This is a genomic window from Humiphilus diazotrophicus, from assembly GCF_059726315.1.
The window spans coordinates 725770-744806 of the sequence record NZ_AP040870.1 but is presented as its reverse complement, the minus strand read 5'-3'; the positions used below and the strand labels follow the sequence as shown (position 1 = coordinate 744806).

Sequence of the window (19037 nt, the reverse complement as noted above, 5' to 3'; positions counted from 1 at the left end):
CAAGGTCCAACAGTAGTTGAACCTTGATGTATCTAGACTGGCTGCGACAGTGCGGGGGAGTTGTATGAGGCAGGATTAAGCTACTTCTCCACTTAAGATCAAGGAGACGGCACTGCGAAGTCTCGCAGTGTTTCCATCGTAAGCTGGACGCAGGAGCGGCGGTTTGCCGACAATATTGTTGCGTAGCTCTGTTTCAATGATGCCGCCGACCTTGTGCCAGATAGTCGTGATATCGCCGACGACAACAATTTCTGCTGGAGCCAGGGATGATGCGATCATCCTCATTCCACGCCCGAGGGCCTTTGCCATTTTTTCGATGGCGGCAATTGCGGAAGGGTCCTCATTCTTGACCAGTTTCATCAATCCATCGAAGGAGGAGAGCTGTTTGGAGGCGATTTCCTGGTAGTAACGGAGTCCGGCACTATTGGAGGCGAGTGTTTCCCAGCATCCAATTCTGCCGCAGGCACACTTCGGTCCGTTCGCATCCATCTCAACGTGGCCGAATTCACCTGCCATTCCGTTTTCACCTCTCAATAGCTGGCCATTCGCGAAGATTCCGGTTCCAATGCCCTCGGAGACGTTCACTACAACGAGATCACGCGTTCCGTCGCTTTCTCCAAACCAGACTTCGGAGAGGGCACAGGCATTTGCAACGTTTTCCACTTCGACACGAAGATCTGTAGCCCTTTGAATCCGGGACTTGATGCTCATTACCGGCCAATGGAGATTGGGAGCGAATACAAGCTTTTTGTGCTGAAGATCGATTCTTCCAGGAAGCGTAATCCCGATTCCGTCAAGGGAAACTTCCTTGTTTCCACTACGGAGCTTCTTGATTGCCGAGATAATAGATTGCAGGGCTTTCCCTGAATCCAAGGGAAGGTCAATCCAGCTTTGGGCAAGGATGCCGCCCCCAAGATTGGAGAGGGCAATCGTAGTTTGAGTCGGATGAACGTCGACGGCGATAACGGCCCGTTGATCATTCAGTTGCAGATAAGTGGGTCTGCGACCTCTCGGCAGCCGCCCCATGGCTCCTTCGACAATCCAGCCCTCTGCCAACAACTCTTCGACGATGAGCGAAACGGTACTCCGCTGTAATCCCGATACACGAGCCAGATCTGCCCTCGAGATAGGCTGCCGGCAGCGAATCCAATGAAAGATAAGACTGCGGTTAATCTGGCGCGGCGTTCTTTTGGACGCTGCCTGTTTCCTGGAAAAACCAAACCTCTGCATTTCGATATCCTGTTACTTTCCAAAAGCATACAGGAATAGCTGCAAGATGTACTTAATTCTCTATAGGGTTTGGCCATTTTCTCAAATGAAGGTATTGCGGATCTTGGCAACCAAGGAGGACTGCGGAGGTTGTTGCTAATTGAGTCTGATCTTTGAACAGAACTTTATCCCCGAATTTAGGGACTTTAGCGGCTTTGGTAAATAAAGCTAAAGGCCAGGATTTTTGTGACATTCATTTCCTGACAGCGCCGGAGGATTAACAATCGCAACTTTCCTGCCCATTTCTGTTTTGATTTCTAAGCTCACTTGAGCTCGTAATCCGGCCGTCGGGGCGATTTTGTAATGGCGATGATCGGTCGGAATCATACAGAGTGTGCGACAGCGATGCATGTCGATCTGATCAGGTAAGAGTTACAGATAATGCGTGATCTAACGCACGTTCTCGATCCCTTCGTTCTAGCTACTCTTGCTGCCACGATCATATGGCGTGAGCTGGATCACTCAAAAACTCGCACAGAAGTCCAACGAAAGGAAGAGAGCTGCGGCAACAGCGAAACCTTGGGAACGAGATCTTCAGCGCCCCGTCCGCGAAAATCTCTTTTTGCAAAGACCAAACGATGCACTTCATCCCTATATCTCGTCCTGACCCACCGTGTGACAGCTATCTAGTAATCGAGCAGCTTCTTGTAAGCTTCCGCGATGGTATCGACTGATGGCAAATAGAACTGTTCCATCGCCGAGGCGAAGGGCATAGCCGGAACGTCCGGTGCCGTTACTCTTGCAATGGGAGCGTCAAGACAATCGAAGGCTTGCTCTGACGCGATAGCTGCAATCTCTGCTCCTATGCCCAAGGTGCGATTGTCTTCGTGAACGATGCACAACCGTCCCGTTTTTGATATCGATTCCAAAAACGTATCTTTGTCTAGTGGGTTCAGAACACGTAGATCGATGACTTCGATGGTTGCTCCGGTCATAGAAGAGACCTTTTCGGCTGCTTCCAGAGCCAGATGAAGAGTGTAACCGTAGCTGACTACAGTCAGGTCTTTCCCTTCACGGCGAACAGAGGCCTTGAAAAGATCGGTAATGAGATCGGGATCGTCCGGGAGATCTTCCTTTATAGAGCGATAGAGCTTCTTGTGCTCGAAGTAGACAACAGGATCGTCCTGACGAATCGCAGCCTTGAGCATGCCTTTGGCGTCCCTGACTGTTGCCGGAGCTACTACGACAAGCCCTGGCTGATGGGCAAGCCATGAGCTGTTTGTCTGGCTGTTGTAGAGCCCCCCATTTATTCCTCCGCCATAGCTAACGCGAATTGTCAGAGGGCAGGTCTGGGTTCCGGCTGAGCGGTAGCGGAGCTTTGCCGCCTGTTGGGTGAGTGCTTCCATCGATGACGAGAGGGAGTCTGCGAGCCGGATTTCAGAGACTGGACGCAAACCTGCGATGGCTGCTCCCACAGCAGCGCTCACATTGACATCTTCGGCTACTGGTGAACTGATAACACGCTCTGCTCCGAACTCTTTTTCGAGTCCCTTGGTTGCGCTGCCAGTCCTAGCCTTCTTGCCTAGATCTTCTCCGATTAGGAAGACGCGTTTGTCACGCTGCATTTCTTCGCGCAACGCCTCGGTGATCGCACTGATGTATGTCAGAAATGCCATGTTTTCGACCTGAGATCCTTGACCGTTTAGAAACTTAAAATGCTCTAGTACTTCGGTGTCCAGTGCTTTGCATTGATCTGACGATCTCGAATATCGAAAGAGTAGACCTGATCCAGACATTCGGCATCTTCTGCCAGGGGGGACTTTTCTGCTAATTCCACAGCAGCATCGAGTTCCTTGGCAAAGTCGCTGACAAGTTCTTGCTTCCACTGCTTCCGGAAGAGCCCCTTGCCCGTGAGATATCGCTCCATATTGGAGAGGGGATCATCTTTCTTGCTCTTGCTTCCACTCTTCGGAGACGATCCGCCCAAGTCGAACGTTTTGCACTCGATCAGTGTCGGTCCACCATTATGCCGAGCACGTGCCATGGATTCTTGAGCTACACGGTGCACCGCGACAACGTCGTTTCCGTCGACGGGAATACCTGGGATGCCGTAAGCCTGTGCCTTTGCGCTGAGTCCCTCGATTCCGCTATGCGGCTTTGAAGCCGATCCCGGTAGTAGATCGTTCTGGACAACAAAGATGATTGCCAGGTCATGAATGGCAGCGAAGTTTAGCGCTTCGTGCCAGAACTCCAAGGACGAAGAGGTATCCGCAGAGAAAGTAACGACGATGTTGTCGTTCTTCTTCAGCTTGTTTGCTAAAGCTGCCCCGTTAGCGATATTTAACTGCGCTGCGGTGTTGGCCGATGGCGAAATGATATTTAATGGCGCATAGCCGCAATAACCAGGTGCTGAATGGCCCCTATCGGGGCTGGCCGCGCGTGCATAGAGCTGGCAGAAGATCGTACCTAGGGGAACTCCCTTGATGAAGCTGGTAATGAGGTCCCGATGCGAGGGCGCGAGCGTATCCTCCGGTAGCAGATCGATAGCGACACCGGCTGCTGCAGCTTCCAGTCCGACAACGGAATCGTAGTTGCCCGCAATCTTGCCCTGAGCAAAGAGGAGTCCTGCCCGTTCCTGCAGCATGCGGCACTTCAACATCGTCGTGTAGAGCAATTGCAGCTTTTCATTGCTGATAAGCGGGCTGCCTTTTGTCTCCGGCCCTTGTTCGGAAGGGCTCTCTTTTACTTTCGTGACCATTCTGTTGGCGACCTCTTGAGCATTTTAGCTTTTATTAACTTCTGCGTTGAGACCTCAATATTGATGTCTACTGGTGATTCTTTGCCCTGTATTGAAATCAATCTGAAATTGAAGTGCTCGAAATACCGAACCCTTCAGATTGTAGCGGAGTATCTGGGACTCTTCACAGAAGAGGTGGCAAGAATCACCGTTTATAGCAAAACGGCGTTACGATGTCCGCTCAAGATCTGTCCGGTGCCATTCCCTTTAGTGGAAAGAGGCTTCGGGCTCTGTGGCTCTCGGATAGCGCCATGCTGGAATTGCTTCAGACTTGCCTCGCCAAGACGTAACTGCAGAAGTCATCTTTGGTGATGCGACTCCGTTAGCTCTTTTCTAAGGAGAAGCGTCATTCTATAACACGAAGTAGCAGGTTCTTGAAAGTGGCTCATATTGATTTTTGAGGTTCTTATTGCAACTTATTCGAAGAGCTTTTCATTAACCCTGCGGGAAATTTTCACAGTGAATGTGCAAAACCCTGTGAGAATCGTGGTGAAGACGCTATAAAACCCTTGATTTTAGCGATCAAACACCACATTGCACCACTTATCGTGCTATCTCGAAATTCAAGGATAATTCCGCGAAAAGTCACTGTGCATAGAAGACGATTTTCGGACACAACGAAGACCGTCTTCTACGCTCGAATTAGAGTTTATGTAGAGTAGTCTGCATTGATGTGAACGTACTCGTGTGTTAAGTCAGTCGTCCAGAATCTGCATTGACCTTCACCCAAATTCAGGCCGATCTTAACGGTAAACTCTGGCTGCTTTAGATAAGCATGCGCGGCTTTTTCGTCAAGCGATGCCGAGCGGCCACCGTTACGGCAGATCTCCAAATCTCCAAACCAAACATCGATCTTCTCCGGATCGATTGCTACGCCTGAATAGCCGATAGCGGCTACAAGTCTGCCCCAGTTGGGATCACTACCTGCCCATGCCGTCTTTACTAAGGGAGAGTGAGCGATAGCTTTGGCGACCTTGAGCGCATCCGCATCGGTGGGCGCGCCGGTAATGTCAAGTTGAACGACATGAGAGACTCCCTCTCCGTCCGCTACGACCTGCTTTGCCATGGAGGTGCATACTTCTGTTAATGCGGCCTGGAAAGCACTGTTTGCGGACGAGACCTGGACATGACTGCAGCCCGAAGCGAGCAGGAGGACTGTGTCGTTAGTTGAGGTGTCTCCATCGACGGAGATGCGGTTAAAGCTAACCTCCACCGCATTGCGAAGCATGATGTCCAATTCCTTCGGATCAATGACCGCATCGGTGAGGACATACATCAGCATCGTGGCATGTGGTACGAGCTGAGGATGAATCATGCCCGATCCTTTTCCGAATGCCGCAATGTGAACCGGCTTGCCATCGATTTCGATTGTGGCGAATGCCGTTTTTTGTTTCAGATCCGTTGTAAGGACGGACTGAGCGGCGGCTTCGAAGTTCTCCCACGCGCTGCCTAAGTTTTTATGAATTTCTGGTAGTGCCGAAACCAGCTTTTCTGCCGGTAAGGGAACGCCGATGATGCCTGTTGAAGATGGGAAGACTTCGACCGGTTCACATTGAAAGACTTTCGCCGCTGCTTGACAGACCTGAATGGCTGCTTCCATCCCGACTTTGCCAGTGGCGCAATTAGCATTGCCTGCGTTGATTGCAACCACGCGAACATGACCACCGGTTCGCTTCAGATGCTCCTTATCAACGGTTAAGGGCGCGGCTGTGACGCGGTTCGAGGTAAACATAGCGGCGGCACTCGCCGGAGCATCCGCAACGATGCAGGCGAAGTCCGTGCGTCCACTCTGTTTCAGCCCAGCCTTAACGGCTGCAAAACGAAAACCCTGAGGAAGAGTCGATTGCTGGCTCATTGCTGCCAATTACTCTATCAAGAAGGAGAGATTTATTTCTGTGACTGCTGAACCGAATCTGCAACCGTCCCCGTTTTCACAAAAGTCCTTTTCGCGCGAGTTTCTGCATCTGCGCAATGTTTGCGTTGCACGTGGGGAGTCCGTTGTCCTGCACAACATAGAGATGGATGTAGCCGCGGGGGAGCATGTGGCCATTCTTGGGCCGAATGGGTGCGGGAAATCTTCTTTCATCAAGACCATTACCTGTGAGTGCTATCCATTGGTGCAGCCAGGGATGGAGCTTCGCATCTTCGGCCGTGCCAGATGGGATCTTAGTGAATTAAGAAAACACCTCGGGGTGGTGTCGGCAGAACTTCCCGGAGAGCGGACTCCTGTGACCCGGGGGGAAGATGCTGTGGTAGCCGGATTTTTCTCTGCATCGACATTGTGGCCTCACCTTGAGGTAACGGCCGATATGCGCTCGAGAGCAAAGGAAGCGTTGGAGAGAATGGAGGCATCCCACCTTTCGCAGAAGCTGGTTGGAGAGATGTCTGCCGGAGAGAAGCGGCGAATCCAGATTGCGCGAGCTCTTGTTCATCGCCCAGAGGTACTCCTTCTCGATGAGCCATCGAATGCACTGGATTTAGCGGCGCAAAAGGAACTTCGCAGGGTACTTCGTGTTCTAGCTGAAGAGGGGACAGGTTTGCTGCTTGTTACCCATCATCTCTCGGATATCATTCCGGAGATTCATCGCGTGATCATGATGAAGGGTGGCCGCATTTTTGCCGATGGAACGAAAAAGGAGCTGCTCACGGCTCCAATGTTGGAACGTCTCTTCGGAGTAACAGTATCCATTATTGAACAGGAAGGAGTCCTCCATTCGTGGTAAGAAGGGTCCCTGAAGGTTCCCTCCTTGAGCCAAGGTGGATTGATGGATTTTATGCGAAATGCGTGTCCATCCCATTTTTGTTGGTTCTCGTCGTTGGATTTTGCAGCACTGAACCAGTAAGAGCGGATGTTGGCGTTCTGTTGAGCGATCCCACAGGGGAAGGCTCGTCCCGCTTTACGGAAGCTGGCCACGCCTCGATATATCTTTCCAATGTCTGTCCGGCCTCACCCATTAAGTTGCGTCTATGCGCTCCGGGGGAGCAGGGATCGGTTATCAGTAATTATGCTCGTTTGGGAGAGAATAAATCATACGAGTGGAACATCATTCCGTTGAGCCTTTTCCTCTACGGATTGGAGAAGCCATCGGATCGTCCGCTTGTGGCCTCGCTGTCATTGAAGAGAAGTTTGGAGGAGCAGTACCGAAAGAAGCATTTGGGCGAGCTATGCTCCGGGCCTCCTTGTAGCACGGACCTGAACCTTAATTGGCGGGATATGGTCGCGACAACATTCGTTCGCGGCATATATCTGTTTGCTGTGCATACGACGATCGATCAGGATCGAAAATTTGTCGAAGAGTTCAATTCCCGCGAGAATGTGAACCATTACAACGGGATAAGGAATAACTGTGCGAATTTTGCTCGGCGAGTGATTGCAGTGTATTTTGCTCATGCTACTGCTCCCGATTATCTGAACGATTTTGGAATGACGAGCCCCAAGGCCGTTGCTCACTCCTTTACTCACTATGCCGAGCGTAAACCCGCTCTTGGACTTTACATCCGGCGTTTTGCCCAATTACCGAGCGACCGCAAGCCGACTGGAGCTGCACGCACTGGAACAGATGCCATGCTTCATCAGAAGAAGTGGATCGTTCCACTGTCATTCCTGTATGTCTATAATTTGCCGATTGTCGGTGCCACCTATGCGCTTACTGGCCGCTTCAATCCTGCGGTAGAAGCGCGGAAATATCCCTTCAAAGAAAATGCGAGCGAGAACTCGGTCGTTTCCGGGAGATCGCTGCGGAGTCGCTCAGAGGCAATACCTGCACATGCCGCTTCTTCTGCGCTTGCGGCAGAACAGCAGTGGAAACAGTATCGGGAACGGTTCGGCGGAGTTCTTGAAGATGCCCATAAGTGTGGTATCGGTACATCGCGAAAAGAGCTCGCAAATCTGCTGATCAATGTAAACCGGCGTGGCGTTTTCTCTATAGACGAAGCGGGAACCAATTGGATGAGCCTGCCCTATCACGACCAGGTTGTTAGCATTGGAGTGGAGTCTGGAAATGTCCTGGATGAGAGGTCTGATGTCCGGCTAGCCTTTGCACTTCAGATTGCTAAGGTCGATAGATATCTTTCAGCGAAGGCTGCAAAGCGCGAAAGTTTGAAAGAATTTGAGAACGATTGGGCCTTGCTCGAACAACTTCGTAGCACGAATGTCGCGAATATGGAGAAGATTTCGATTGAGCGGGTGTCTTGGCAGCAGGATGCAGGGAGCTTTGGCTTTGGCCTAATACGTGGGAGCTCTGTCCATGAATCATTTCGGTCTGAATTCTAATGGTCTCAGCTGTTGAGACTTAGGCTGAATGATGAGGGTGGGGTATCCTCTCCCACAGCTGGACAGAAGGAATGAGGGCTTTACAATGGCTGCATGGAACCTCTAGTGATTGCAGGAAAGGCCTTCCAGTCGCGGCTGATTGTTGGAACAGGCAAGTACAAGGATGGACCGGAGACGCAAGCGGCTATCGAGGCCTCCGGCGCTGAAATGGTGACCGTAGCAGTCCGCAGGGTAAATCTGGACCGCTCAAAAGAATCGTTGCTGGATTTTATCGATCCTCAGCGCTATTTCCTGTTACCGAATACCGCTGGTTGCTACACGGCTGATGAGGCCATACGTGCAGCTCGTTTGGCTCGTGAGGTCGGACTCTCTACCTGGGTGAAGATCGAAGTCATCGGAGACCAGGCAACGCTATATCCAGATGTTCAGGCAACACTTGAAGCTACTCGCGTTCTGGTGAAGGAAGGCTTTACCGTTCTTCCGTATACCTCTGACGATGTGGTTTTTGCAAAGAGGTTGATTGATGCCGGGGCTGCTGCGGTAATGCCATTGGCTGCTCCGATCGGAAGCGGTTTGGGAATCCAGAATATGGCCACCCTGCGTATTCTTCGGGAGGTAATTACCGAAGTACCGATGATTGTAGATGCAGGGGTGGGAACTGCCTCGGATGCGGTCGTGGCAATGGAAATGGGAGCGGATGGCGTCCTGATGAACACCGCTATTGCTGCTGCCTCAAATCCGGTCTTGATGGCAGAGGCTATGCAGCATGCAGTGATTGCCGGAAGACAGGCGTATGCCGCCGGCCGGATGCCGCGCAAGCTGTATGCTACCGCCAGTTCTCCTTTGGAAGGCGTCTCAAAATAGATCGAGGCTCAGCCACGCTTGGCTTTGAAAATACCCTCTTCTTTGGGGCGATACACCTCTTCATTGCGTCAGGATGGAACCTTAAAGGTTCCATCCTTTCAAATCCCTCCAATTCGTTCCTGTATGTCCTTGTAAAAATGCTTTAAACTCAACGGCAAACAATATGCGTGTCTTTGGAATTGATTGCGGCACGGAGATTACCGGATATGGCGTGGTAACCTGCGACGATACCGGTCGGGAGCAAAAGCTGATTGCAGAATCTTTCGGAGGAATTCGTTTGCCGAAGAGCCAGTCTTTGCCGCAACGTCTTGCTTTGCTTTATGAAGAACTGACTTCATTATTAAGGAGTTGGCAGCCTGACGTAGTGGCTATCGAAGAGGTGTTTTACTCGGTGAACGCCAAATCCGCACTAAAGTTGGGACAGGTCCGAGGCGTAGCGCTTCTCGCCGCCGCAACAGAAGGGATATCTGTCGCCGAATATGCCCCTCTGAAGATCAAATCTTCGGTCGTAGGATACGGGTTAGCCAAGAAGGAACAAGTTCAATTCATGGTAGCTAGGTTGCTGAATTTAGAAGAGTTACCAGAGCCTGCCGATGCTGCCGATGCTCTGGCGATTGCTATTTGCCATATTCACACAGCCCAGACTTTTCTTGCTCAGGGAGTTAGCCGGTGAAGCATCTTGCTTGGATCGTTATGTTTGCGAGCCCGCTTCTGTTTGCTCAGGCTTCGCAAGGGCAATTTACCTTCAAGTTCAATAATCCCCAATTGGATCCCGCCAGCTACAGCATGACGGTAAATGAGAAGGGAGAAGGTCATTTCCACTCGGAACCGGGGACAAACACCTCTACAAAAGAATCTCCCCTCCCGGCAGAAGATCGGAACATTCATCTCTCTCCAGCTCTGACGAGTCAAATCTTTACTACTGCGCGCGAAGTTCATTTCTTTGCCATCTCCTGTGAGGATGGAAAGGGGAAGATTGCTTTTCAGGGAAACAAGACTTTAGCGTATGAGGGGCCGGATGGTCATGGTTCTTGCGAGTTCAATTGGTCGAAGGATCCAAGGATTCAGAAGTTGGCCGATCAGTTGATCGCTGTTGCGTCAACCCTAAACGTTGGACAAAGGCTGGAGTCTAAGCATCAATATGATCGATTGGCTCTGGATGAAGAGTTGCAGAGTCTGAATCGGATGGTTGCAAATGGCCAGGCAGCTGAGCTTTCGAACATTTCGGAGACGCTGCAGTCGATCATCAATGATCCGAGTATTGTGGGGAGAGCTCGACGTATCGCAAAAGCTTTATTGAACGGCGAAAAGCTGCCGGTTCGCTAGAGCATTGAACAAGGCTTTGGGTGAGAATACGAAAGCCTAAAAATGCTCTGGAGGCCGAGAATCGCTATTGTTGATGGGAACGTCCAATTAATGGGGGAATGATAAGGCCGGGGCATTTCAGGTTTCGAATCATGCAGAAACCTAAGGCGTTCGAAAGGAAGGGGACGGGAAAGGTAACTCCCCGCCTATCAACGAAACTTTTGGCTGTTAGATAGCGTTCAAGGTAGTAGGGCTTGGAAATGGAGGTGCTTATGAAGCACCCGGTAAGTTGTTTTCGATTGCTTTCGAAATTTGTTCCGATACGGTTTGTGTCTGTAGCCCTGTTGCTAATCTCCTGCTTGGTTTTCTGGAGCGAGCGGAGTTTAGCTGACGAGCAGTCCCGTGCTGTCCGATTAAGCTACGTTCACGGTACTGTCCGGATTTTGATGGGGGACCAGACTGAATTCCAAAAGGCATATGCCAATATGCCCATCATTGAAGGATCACGCCTACAGGCGGGAAATGATGGACGTGCCGAGCTGCAATTTGAAGATGGCAGCGTTGCTCGTCTGACTCCGAACAGTTCCTTAGCTGTGACTCAGCTCCGCACCGATTCAGACGGGCTGAAAACCAGCGAAATAGAGTTCCTAGGCGGATTGGCATATTTTGAGCTGCAGCCACAATCCAGCTCCTCCCAGACTTCTGTTGTCTATCAACAGAACCGGATTACAGCTACTACGTTTGCAATCTTCCGCGTAAATGCCGATAACCCACCCGGAGAGCTCGGGGTATTGTCTGGCGATCTTCACTTGGCTGGCGGTTCGGGGTTCACGGTCGATGCGCACTCTGATGAGCAGGTGCGATTCGACGCTGGAAATGCCGCTGGTTATTACTTGTCACAAGGACTTTCCCGGGAGTCCTGGGATCAGTGGAACAATGATCGCGATAGCAGTCTGAATAAAGAAGCCGAACGTCAGACCGCGGCTACTGCTTCGACATCGGATCCAAACAATCCTGCCTGGAGCGATTTGGATGCGTATGGAAACTGGTATGACGTAGATGGATATGGTCAGGTTTGGACTCCAGCTGGTGCCGGTTCGGACTGGGATCCTTATGGCTCAGGTTATTGGGCGATGTATCCCGGATATGGGTATACCTGGGTTTCAGCCTATCCCTGGGGGTATCTGCCGTATCGATGTGGTGCATGGAACTACTTCAACAACTTTGGTTGGGGGTGGATCCCCGGTGGATGTGGCAGCGGCTTTATCGGTACCTCAATAGTCGTCTGGAATACTCCTCCGGGATGGATATATCCTCGGCGCCCGATTATCAATCCGCCTGTAGGTGTAGTGGCAGGAACCCGCGAGATCGTTCCTGTTCAACGAGGGGGAGTTTCCCGGTATAAGCCACAGCCGATCTATGGTGCTGGCGGTGTGGCCCGTCCTGTGACAATCGGTGGAAGGTCGGTAAACCCACTTCCTCCAATCCGGATTTCGAATGGCTTTAATGGAACGACCGGAAACAGGACCGATGGCACCGTCGTTGTTGGTCGGACGGGTATCACAAGGCCTGATCGTCCTGTGGCCATTACTCCAGGACCGGGACAGTCTGGCAGCTCTACGTGGAATACGGTAAGACCTCAGCCCGGCGGTGGAATCAGGCCCGGCCAGGGAAGTGGCAACACGGAGATTCCGCGCATGGGTTCCCCTGTTGTTACTGCTCCCGTTCAGCATCCGCAGCCTGTTTCTCCTATGCCGAGAACGGTAGCTCCGCCAATAAGGATCACTCCTCCCCAGCAGTCAGCGCCGGCTCCGAGTGCTCCTCGTATCGCGCCTGCTCCGGTTACTGCGCCGCCGAGGATAACGATCCAGCCTCCTTCTTCGGCTCCGCGAATGTCTTCGCCTGCCCCGGCTCCACGTATGGAAGCTCCGCGAATGTCTGCGCCAGCTCCATCAGCGGCACCTCGCAGTGCGCCAGCTCCCTCCGGTCGTCCGAGATAGCTGGTGGAGGAGGATCTGTGCTTGTCTATGGGGGCATCTCATCGAGATGCCCCCATTTTTCGGCCTTCGGTTTCTCTTTCAGCAATTCCAGAGCGGAAGGATCAATTGCAATTCTGTCGTATGTTCGCGACTCAGATTTGCCTGTAAAGTCGGGCCATCTCTTCCAATCTGATGGCTTCAGCCCGTACCTTGAGATCGATTTCGGCGTTTGAGAGCAAAGACTGTATTTGTGCTGCTTCGAACCCTGCAGCCCGCAGATTATTGGCCAATGTTTTGCGTTTTTGAGCAAAGCACTTTTTCAGAAAGTTCAGGAATCCCCTTTCTTCCACGTCCAACTCATGGAACCTTGGCGCCATCGTGATTCGAAAGACAGTCGAATGAACTTCCGGAGGTGGCGAAAAGGCTCCGGGAGGAAGAGTGAAGAGTCTTTGGACTCGTCCGTACATTTGCACCGTAGCCGAGAGCAGTCCGTAGTCTCGCGATCCGGGATCTGCTGTGATGCGATCTGCAACTTCTTTTTGAACCATGAGCACAGCCTGTTCGACGACGCCATTGTGTTCGAGCAGATGCAGCAAAATATCCGAGGTGATGTAGTAAGGAAGATTTCCAACTACTGAGAGCTTTTCGGACTTTGCTAACTGAGTGAAGTCAACGGTGAGAACGTCCTGTTCCAGGACTTCGATCTGTGGTTGGTCCGCATATTGTGTTCGCAGTGCCGGTCCAAGTTCGCGGTCCAGCTCAATGGCGATAAGGCGATGTGCCCGCTTGGCCAGGCGGTGAGTAATGGCACCCCGTCCCGGTCCGATTTCGACAACAGTACGTGTAGAGATATCGCCTAGAGCTGCGACGATTCGTTCGATAGCGTTTTCATCCCGAAGGAAGTTTTGTCCAAGTTTTGGCTTCTGCGGCATATCTTTCCCGGGGTTCTATTGAACCCGCTATTCAAATTTACTCATCCTAAGCGTAGTAGACTACGCATTTACGGTGTTGATCACATTTCCGTGGTCTCGTACGGCAGGGGCTGGCAGCGTTTCTATCGGAACGCCCAAGATCTTGTTGTTGTCTCCCAATGAGGAATGTGGAAACGTCATAGTAGCTGAGTTGTGAAGCCAGGCAGGAGTGAGAACGAATGCATATCGTATTTGCAGCGTCGGAATGTGTACCCTATGCCAAGACAGGAGGGCTCGCCGATGTTGTTGCCGCATTGCCTCCGGAAATAGTGCAATTGGGCCACCAGGTAACGGTGTACTTGCCTCTCTATAAACAAGCACGACAGCACATCCCCGATGGCAAGCCCATCATTCGTTCGTTGACCATACCTTTTACCTATTACAACCGTTTCGTTTCTATTGTGAACGGAGGCGAGCATAAAGGGGTTCAGCTTTACTTTGTAGATTGTCCTGAGTTGTTTGATCGTGAGGGGCTCTATGCCACGCAAACCGGCGATTATCTGGACAATTGGGAGCGCTTCGGACTCTTCAGTCGAGCTGTGCTAGAAGCCACCAAGCAACTTGGTGTGCCGGATGTCTTTCACGTACATGATTGGCAAACAGCAATTCTCTCCGTGTACCTGCGCACGCTCTATTATTTCGATCCCGTGCTGCGTAATGCAGGAACATTGCTGACGATTCACAATGCTGGTTATCAGGGATGGTTTCCGCCGAATACGACTGAGCGCCTATTGTTCCCCTGGGAGATTTTTACGATGGATCGTGTCGAACACTTCGATACCTTCAATTTTCTCAAGGGTGGAATGACCTATTCCGATGTGCTGACAACCGTCAGTAAGAAGTATGCCGAGGAGATTCAGACTCCAGAGTTTGGCTTTACCTTGGATGGAGTTCTGCATAAGCGTGCTCAGGATTTGTATGGCATTTTGAATGGCGTCGATTATGAACGATGGAGCCCCGATGCCGATCCTAACATTGCTGCTCACTACACGGCGGAGAATCTGAGTGGCAAAACAGCTTGCCGTCGAGACCTGTTACATGCCTTTGGTTTGGAGCATGTTTCCGATACCACACCCGTGGTTGGCATCGTCTCTCGCTTTGCGACCCAGAAAGGCTTTGACCTTATTACGCAAATTGCCGATGCTATGGCACAAGAGGACATGGTTGTCGTAGCGTTGGGGACGGGGGAACCCTATTACGAGGGACTGCTTCGGGATATTGCCCATCGCCATCCTGGAAAATTTGCGGTCCGCATCCAGTACAGTGACTCCTTGGCCCACAAGATTGAAGCAGGTGCAGACATCTTTCTGATGCCTTCTCGCTATGAGCCCTGCGGTCTGAATCAGATCTACTCTCTGAAGTACGGGACTGTGCCTGTAGTCCGGGCGACAGGCGGTTTGGATGACACAATTCAGGAGTGGGATCCTGAAACGGGTACAGGGAATGGCTTCAAGTTCCAGAACTATTATTCCGGAGAGTTATTCGATGCTCTGCGTCGTGCCCTGGCGTTATTCCCGGATAAGGAGAACTGGCAGCGCTTAATGCGCAACGGCATGGCCCAGGACTTCTCCTGGAAGAAACCTGCTGAAGAGTATGTTCGCCTGTATGAAGAAGTGGCCCGCCGTCGATCGTAGACAATAGATAAAGAATGATGTGATTGCTCCATCCGATGAGTCCGATACCGACTCATCGAATGGAGCAATCCTCAAAGCAGCTAGCCGTTATTTTCTGCGGAAGTAGAGATCCTGTGCTCTGTGTGTCTATGGCGGGCCGGGAATCCAGCTGCAGTCACTGCTGCAAGTATCTGTTGCTCGCTTGTTTGCGTCGGATCGAATAGTACCGAGGCGGAACCTCGTTCGACACTAAAGCTGACAATTCCCTGAAGCGCTTTGAGAGCTTCGCGTACGCGCTCGTCACAACGCTGGCATTTCATCTCCTCGATTGACATCTCCAGGGTGGAGTGATCTGAAGATGTTGGAGCCGCAAAGCGTGAGTCAGCAACCAGCTTCTCGTTCTTGCATGTGCCGAACCATCCGGGATTACTCTCCGGAAAACTGTCGAACTCCGGAATATAGGGCTTTAGGTCAAGAAGGGGTGTTCCGTCGACGATATCGACATCTGCAACTTCGATACGGTCCTTATGTACGGCCAGCAATCGTACAGCGGAGAGACCGATAGGATTGAAGCGCGATGGCGCCCGAGTGGCAAATAGTCCGTGCGGCTTGACATCAAGGAATGGAGTCACCAAGGGCTTTGGCTCAACGGAACGATGGAGCCAGAAGAGCAGCCACACGCGATCAAAGCCCTCCAGATCGAGCAAGGCCTCTCGAAACGGTGCATCAATCCATACCGTTCCCTGTGCTCCTTGCGCGCGCGAAGGTTCAAGTGGTGTTCCCTTCGGTTCAGGGAAGGGAGTACGAATCACTCCGATGGGTTTCATCGTGCAGGATTCCAAGCCTGGAGGCAGTTTCCCTGCATTTGCGTCCTTGGTAGAGGTATTTCCCATTGATCGGTTTTCTCCTGTTGCAGATGTCTTGTTCATGCCTTCGTTCTCTCCTCGGCCAAAAGGGAATTTGCGTGTGACACAAAGATGGGGACGAGCGTCGTCGTGCTTTTCCCTCGATGCTCGAAGCTGAGCCTGCGAATGTCGATTCCATACAGACTGCGAAGGTTCTCTTCATTCAATACCTGAGCGGCAGGACCGCATTCGAAATGGCTCTGTCCCAACATCAGTAGCGTAGTGTCTGCGACGGCGAAAGCATGGTGTGGATGATGCGTCGTGAAAAGTACGGTGAGTCCATCCTCATGGCTGAGCTTGTGGAGCCAGTCCAGAATCATCGCCTGGTTCTTCAAGTCGAGTGCGGACGTCGGTTCGTCGAGAATGAGAATCTCTGCTTCAGAGACCAGTGCACGGGCAAAGATAACAAGTTGTCTCTGTCCTCCGGATAGCTCGTGGAAGGGACGCGCCGCGAGTTCGACGATTCCGAAGCGATCCATTGCTTGCAGCGCCGCTTCGCGATCTTCTCTGCTGGGAGTGGAAAAGAGTCCGATCCTGCCGGCGCGTCCCATGAGCACCATGTCAAGGCTGGTGAAGTCAAAGCTTACCTGGAAGATCTGCGGAACGAAGCCAATGCTACCGGAGACATGGACTTGTCCTTCTGTCGGCTTAATGGCGCCAAGCAAAGCCTTAAGCAAAGTTGTCTTGCCAGAGCCATTGGGCCCGAGTAAGGCGAATACTTCTCCACGGTGAACTTCTCCGGAGAGGTTCTGAAATACCCATTGCTCCGGCTGATAGGCGTGTCCGAGAGCAGAGAATGCTATGGCCCGGTCAGTCATGAATCCACCCCTTGGTTTGTGTTCTCCAGAAGAGAAAGGCAAAGACAGGCGCTCCGATTATGCCGGTGAGCAGTCCGATCGGGATCTCCTGTGTTGTGATGGTGCGAGCCAGATCGTCCATCACCAGCAAATAGATTCCTCCCAGGAAGGCTGCCGTGGGCAGGAGCTTAGAATGTTCCGGTCCGACGAAGATACGAGCAAGATGCGGGATAATGAGTCCTATCCATCCGACACCTCCACTAACCGAAACCTGCGCGCCGACGAGTAGTACGACCAGGGTGATGATGATCCAGCGAAGCTTATCGAGATTTGTGCCCAGTGAACCGGCATCGGTTTCATCAAGCGCGAAGAGGTTAACTCTCCAGCGCAGCAGTAACAGTCCGACACCTCCGATGAGCGTGGCGACGGCAACTACTGCAACTTTCTGATACGTAGCTGAGGCAAAACTGCCCAGCAACCAGTAGAGGATTCCCGGGAGTTGGGTTTGCGGATCGGCAACGTACTGGGCCAGCCCGACAAAAGAAGAGAAGAAGCTGCCGATGATGACTCCGGAAAGGACTAGTGCAAGAGTGCTGCTGTTGCCCGCCAGTTTTGCCAGAACAAAGGCGAGCATAAGCCCTGCCAGTCCGAAGGCAAAGGCCATGGCGACAATTCCCAGCGGAGAAAAGGCAAGCATGATGGCTACAACACCACCAAGGGAAGCACCCTGGGAGACTCCAACTACATCGGGACCAACGAGTGGATTGCGAAAAACCCCTTGCATCGTGGCTCCTGCCAGTGAAAGCCCCATGCCGCAGAGTGTGACCATAAGAATGCGCGGCAGCCGGACAATTTCGACCACCACCCAGGAAGGATTGTTATAGCTGCCGGAGGCATGTATCCATGGTGTAGTAAACAGCACATGAGCAATCTGCGAAATGGTGAGGGGATATCGTCCCAAGGTCAGCGAAAGAACCATGGTGAGAATCAGCAGCAGGAATAGTGCTGTGATGAGAAGATTCGTATGCCTTCGAAATATGTGGAATAGCATCATTGCGGCTTTGCATCCTTGCGAAGAAATCTGTTGTATCCAGCCGACTGCAGGTTTTCCCGAACAAATAACGCCTGATCAATCTCGTCCTCGCTGAGGGGGTAGTCATAAATATCGCGATAGCTATCCCTGTAGAGAGAACGTAACCGTTGCGGCATCTGATTGGGATAAAAGATCTCCGCCATCCAGGAGAGCAACAGCGGGTCCTCGATAGACTCATTCGTATAGGAGTGCTGTGGAAGCTGGTAGACCCTTCGATTCTTCACGGCTCGTAGAACGCGGCACTCGGGCATCGAGTAGACGTCGCCGGGAGTTGTCTTGGAACTGCTGGCATAAGGCGACATCATGACATTGGGATCGAGCAGGAGGATGTCCGGATCGAGTGCGAGCACTTGCTCCAGGTTGATACGCCCGGTCAGTTTGAAACCGGCGGCGAGATTGTTTCCTCCTGCTTCCTCAATACTGCTGCCGAGTGCATAACCTCCTCCGGGAACCGACCATGTTCCAGCTCCTACATGGACCAGTAGCACTCGCGGGCGGAGAGCAACAGGCACAGAAGGGAGAAGCGCTCGAAGCTGCCCGCGCTGGCTTTTATCCCACTGAATCAGCTGCATTACGCGAGGCTCGTTGCCAGTGGTATGTCCGATGAGCCGCCAGATAGCCATGCGCGATTGTTGTGGGTTGCGTGGCATCATACTGACTTCCACTAAGCCGGGCATCCCAAGATTCCGAAGCACATCACTCTGTTGCTTGTGGACCAGCAGAGCATCGGGATGCACCTTCATGAGCTGTTCGGGTTCCGGGATAATCATGCGTCCGATAACCGGGAGCTTTCCCGACGCGGGATAAATACCGTGCATCAGGCCGTAGCTGCCCCACTCTCGGGCAATATTGGATACAGCCAGGATGTGGTTGACACCTCGGTCGATTGTCGAATAGGCCGCCAGAATTACCGGCAGAATCACTGCATGCCGAGCCGGAGTGGCAGCTGGAGTCTGTGTCCGTACGACGGTAGGCGGAGCCAAGGCAAGGGGCAGGATGGGTACGCAGATAGCCGCCAACAGAAGTGGTGGCAGTGCGTTGAGAAATGCATTCTTAAATTTCGCAGGGGACATAAACCTCCGTTCTTCGAGCTTTCATGTAACATCCGCGAGGCAACACAACTACTTCGGCTGAAATCGGTTGTAACCCTAACTGGGAATTCCACGCGATTCGCGAAAAGGTGCAAATCGCGTAGGACCCGTTTTTTGTATTTGTAACGTTTGTTGTTCCT

The 19037-nt window shown here is 52.1% G+C and carries 16 protein-coding genes; 7 read left to right on the top strand and 9 right to left on the bottom strand.

Translation table 11 applies throughout. The features are described 5' to 3' along the window. Positions 1-75: 75 nt before the first annotated feature. From AC6I7T_RS04645 to argJ, 4 genes are all read right to left on the bottom strand, one after another. The gene (locus AC6I7T_RS04645) at positions 76-1230 is read right to left on the bottom strand and encodes an ROK family transcriptional regulator (RefSeq protein WP_497792148.1); all 1155 of its coding nucleotides are present in this window, start codon (positions 1228-1230) and stop codon (positions 76-78) included. 665 nt (positions 1231-1895) lie between these two features. Next, positions 1896-2885: an alpha-ketoacid dehydrogenase subunit beta gene (locus AC6I7T_RS04640; protein WP_497792146.1), complete on the bottom strand. Its 990-nt coding sequence runs from the start codon at positions 2883-2885 to the stop codon at positions 1896-1898. Positions 2886-2929: 44 nt separating this feature from the next. Beyond that, entirely contained in the window at positions 2930-3967 is a 1038-nt protein-coding gene (locus AC6I7T_RS04635; RefSeq protein ID WP_497792145.1) for a thiamine pyrophosphate-dependent dehydrogenase E1 component subunit alpha, read from the bottom strand. Between the two features lie 688 nt (positions 3968-4655). Beyond that, positions 4656-5861 carry a bifunctional glutamate N-acetyltransferase/amino-acid acetyltransferase ArgJ gene (argJ, locus tag AC6I7T_RS04630; RefSeq protein WP_497792144.1) on the bottom strand — a complete coding sequence of 402 codons (1206 nt, stop codon included), beginning with the start codon at positions 5859-5861 and terminating at the stop codon, positions 4656-4658. Between the two features lie 40 nt (positions 5862-5901). On the opposite strand from argJ, the gene AC6I7T_RS04625 reads away from it, so the two are divergent. The 6 genes from AC6I7T_RS04625 to AC6I7T_RS04600 all read left to right on the top strand — a co-directional run bounded on the left by AC6I7T_RS04625 (position 5902) and on the right by AC6I7T_RS04600 (position 12448). Continuing rightward, entirely contained in the window at positions 5902-6729 is an 828-nt protein-coding gene (locus tag AC6I7T_RS04625) for an ABC transporter ATP-binding protein (protein ID WP_497792143.1), read from the top strand. Positions 6730-6869: 140 nt separating this feature from the next. Then, on the top strand, positions 6870-8279 hold the full coding sequence (locus AC6I7T_RS04620; protein WP_497792142.1) for a hypothetical protein: 1410 nt from the start codon (positions 6870-6872) through the stop codon (positions 8277-8279). A gap of 93 nt (positions 8280-8372) precedes the next feature. Beyond that, positions 8373-9143, top strand: a complete 771-nt coding sequence (locus tag AC6I7T_RS04615; RefSeq protein ID WP_497792141.1) for a thiazole synthase — start codon at positions 8373-8375, stop codon at positions 9141-9143. Positions 9144-9306: 163 nt separating this feature from the next. Then, a complete protein-coding gene (gene ruvC, locus AC6I7T_RS04610) occupies positions 9307-9816 on the top strand; it encodes a crossover junction endodeoxyribonuclease RuvC (RefSeq protein WP_497792140.1) in 510 nt (169 codons plus the stop codon). Beyond that, on the top strand, positions 9813-10469 hold the full coding sequence (locus tag AC6I7T_RS04605; protein ID WP_497792139.1) for a hypothetical protein: 657 nt from the start codon (positions 9813-9815) through the stop codon (positions 10467-10469). The genes ruvC and AC6I7T_RS04605 overlap by 4 nt, the downstream gene beginning before the upstream one ends. 251 nt (positions 10470-10720) lie before the next feature. Then, entirely contained in the window at positions 10721-12448 is a 1728-nt protein-coding gene (locus tag AC6I7T_RS04600; RefSeq protein WP_497792138.1) for a DUF6600 domain-containing protein, read from the top strand. 131 nt (positions 12449-12579) lie between these two features. Here AC6I7T_RS04600 and rsmA read toward each other — a convergent pair whose 3' ends face one another. Next, positions 12580-13359, bottom strand: a complete 780-nt coding sequence (gene rsmA / locus AC6I7T_RS04595) for a 16S rRNA (adenine(1518)-N(6)/adenine(1519)-N(6))-dimethyltransferase RsmA (protein ID WP_497792137.1) — start codon at positions 13357-13359, stop codon at positions 12580-12582. Between the two features lie 218 nt (positions 13360-13577). On the opposite strand from rsmA, the gene glgA reads away from it, so the two are divergent. Further along, complete coding sequence (gene glgA, locus AC6I7T_RS04590; protein WP_497792136.1) at positions 13578-15032, top strand: glycogen synthase GlgA; 1455 nt, start codon at positions 13578-13580, stop codon at positions 15030-15032. Positions 15033-15112: 80 nt separating this feature from the next. On the opposite strand, the gene tsaA is transcribed toward glgA, so the two are convergent. Genes tsaA through AC6I7T_RS04570 form a run of 4 tightly spaced genes read right to left on the bottom strand, consistent with a single transcriptional unit; the run spans position 15113 to position 18879 of the window. Further along, complete coding sequence (gene tsaA, locus AC6I7T_RS04585) at positions 15113-15940, bottom strand: tRNA (N6-threonylcarbamoyladenosine(37)-N6)-methyltransferase TrmO (protein WP_497792135.1); 828 nt, start codon at positions 15938-15940, stop codon at positions 15113-15115. Next, the gene (locus AC6I7T_RS04580; RefSeq protein WP_497792134.1) at positions 15937-16734 is read right to left on the bottom strand and encodes an ABC transporter ATP-binding protein; all 798 of its coding nucleotides are present in this window, start codon (positions 16732-16734) and stop codon (positions 15937-15939) included. Before AC6I7T_RS04580 ends, tsaA begins: the two co-directional genes overlap by 4 nt. Continuing rightward, complete coding sequence (locus tag AC6I7T_RS04575; protein ID WP_497792133.1) at positions 16727-17767, bottom strand: FecCD family ABC transporter permease; 1041 nt, start codon at positions 17765-17767, stop codon at positions 16727-16729. The genes AC6I7T_RS04580 and AC6I7T_RS04575 overlap by 8 nt, the downstream gene beginning before the upstream one ends. Beyond that, positions 17764-18879, bottom strand: a complete 1116-nt coding sequence (locus AC6I7T_RS04570; protein ID WP_497792132.1) for an ABC transporter substrate-binding protein — start codon at positions 18877-18879, stop codon at positions 17764-17766. Before AC6I7T_RS04570 ends, AC6I7T_RS04575 begins: the two co-directional genes overlap by 4 nt. Between the last annotated feature and the right edge of the window lie 158 nt (positions 18880-19037).

Excerpts from the sequence above, each read along its gene's own strand:
- AC6I7T_RS04570 (WP_497792132.1), bottom strand. The coding sequence starts at position 18,879 with ATGTCCCCTGCGAAATTTAAGAATGCATTTCTCAACGCACTGCCACCA.
- argJ (WP_497792144.1), bottom strand. The coding sequence starts at position 5,861 with ATGAGCCAGCAATCGACTCTTCCTCAGGGTTTTCGTTTTGCAGCCGTT.
- AC6I7T_RS04640 (WP_497792146.1), bottom strand. The coding sequence starts at position 2,885 with ATGGCATTTCTGACATACATCAGTGCGATCACCGAGGCGTTGCGCGAA.
- AC6I7T_RS04600 (WP_497792138.1), top strand. The coding sequence starts at position 10,721 with ATGAAGCACCCGGTAAGTTGTTTTCGATTGCTTTCGAAATTTGTTCCG.
- AC6I7T_RS04635 (WP_497792145.1), bottom strand. The coding sequence starts at position 3,967 with ATGGTCACGAAAGTAAAAGAGAGCCCTTCCGAACAAGGGCCGGAGACA.
- rsmA (WP_497792137.1), bottom strand. The coding sequence starts at position 13,359 with ATGCCGCAGAAGCCAAAACTTGGACAAAACTTCCTTCGGGATGAAAAC.
- AC6I7T_RS04575 (WP_497792133.1), bottom strand. The coding sequence starts at position 17,767 with ATGATGCTATTCCACATATTTCGAAGGCATACGAATCTTCTCATCACA.
- AC6I7T_RS04645 (WP_497792148.1), bottom strand. The coding sequence starts at position 1,230 with ATGCAGAGGTTTGGTTTTTCCAGGAAACAGGCAGCGTCCAAAAGAACG.
- ruvC (WP_497792140.1), top strand. The coding sequence starts at position 9,307 with ATGCGTGTCTTTGGAATTGATTGCGGCACGGAGATTACCGGATATGGC.
- tsaA (WP_497792135.1), bottom strand. The coding sequence starts at position 15,940 with ATGAACAAGACATCTGCAACAGGAGAAAACCGATCAATGGGAAATACC.
- AC6I7T_RS04615 (WP_497792141.1), top strand. The coding sequence starts at position 8,373 with ATGGAACCTCTAGTGATTGCAGGAAAGGCCTTCCAGTCGCGGCTGATT.
- glgA (WP_497792136.1), top strand. The coding sequence starts at position 13,578 with ATGCATATCGTATTTGCAGCGTCGGAATGTGTACCCTATGCCAAGACA.
- AC6I7T_RS04580 (WP_497792134.1), bottom strand. The coding sequence starts at position 16,734 with ATGACTGACCGGGCCATAGCATTCTCTGCTCTCGGACACGCCTATCAG.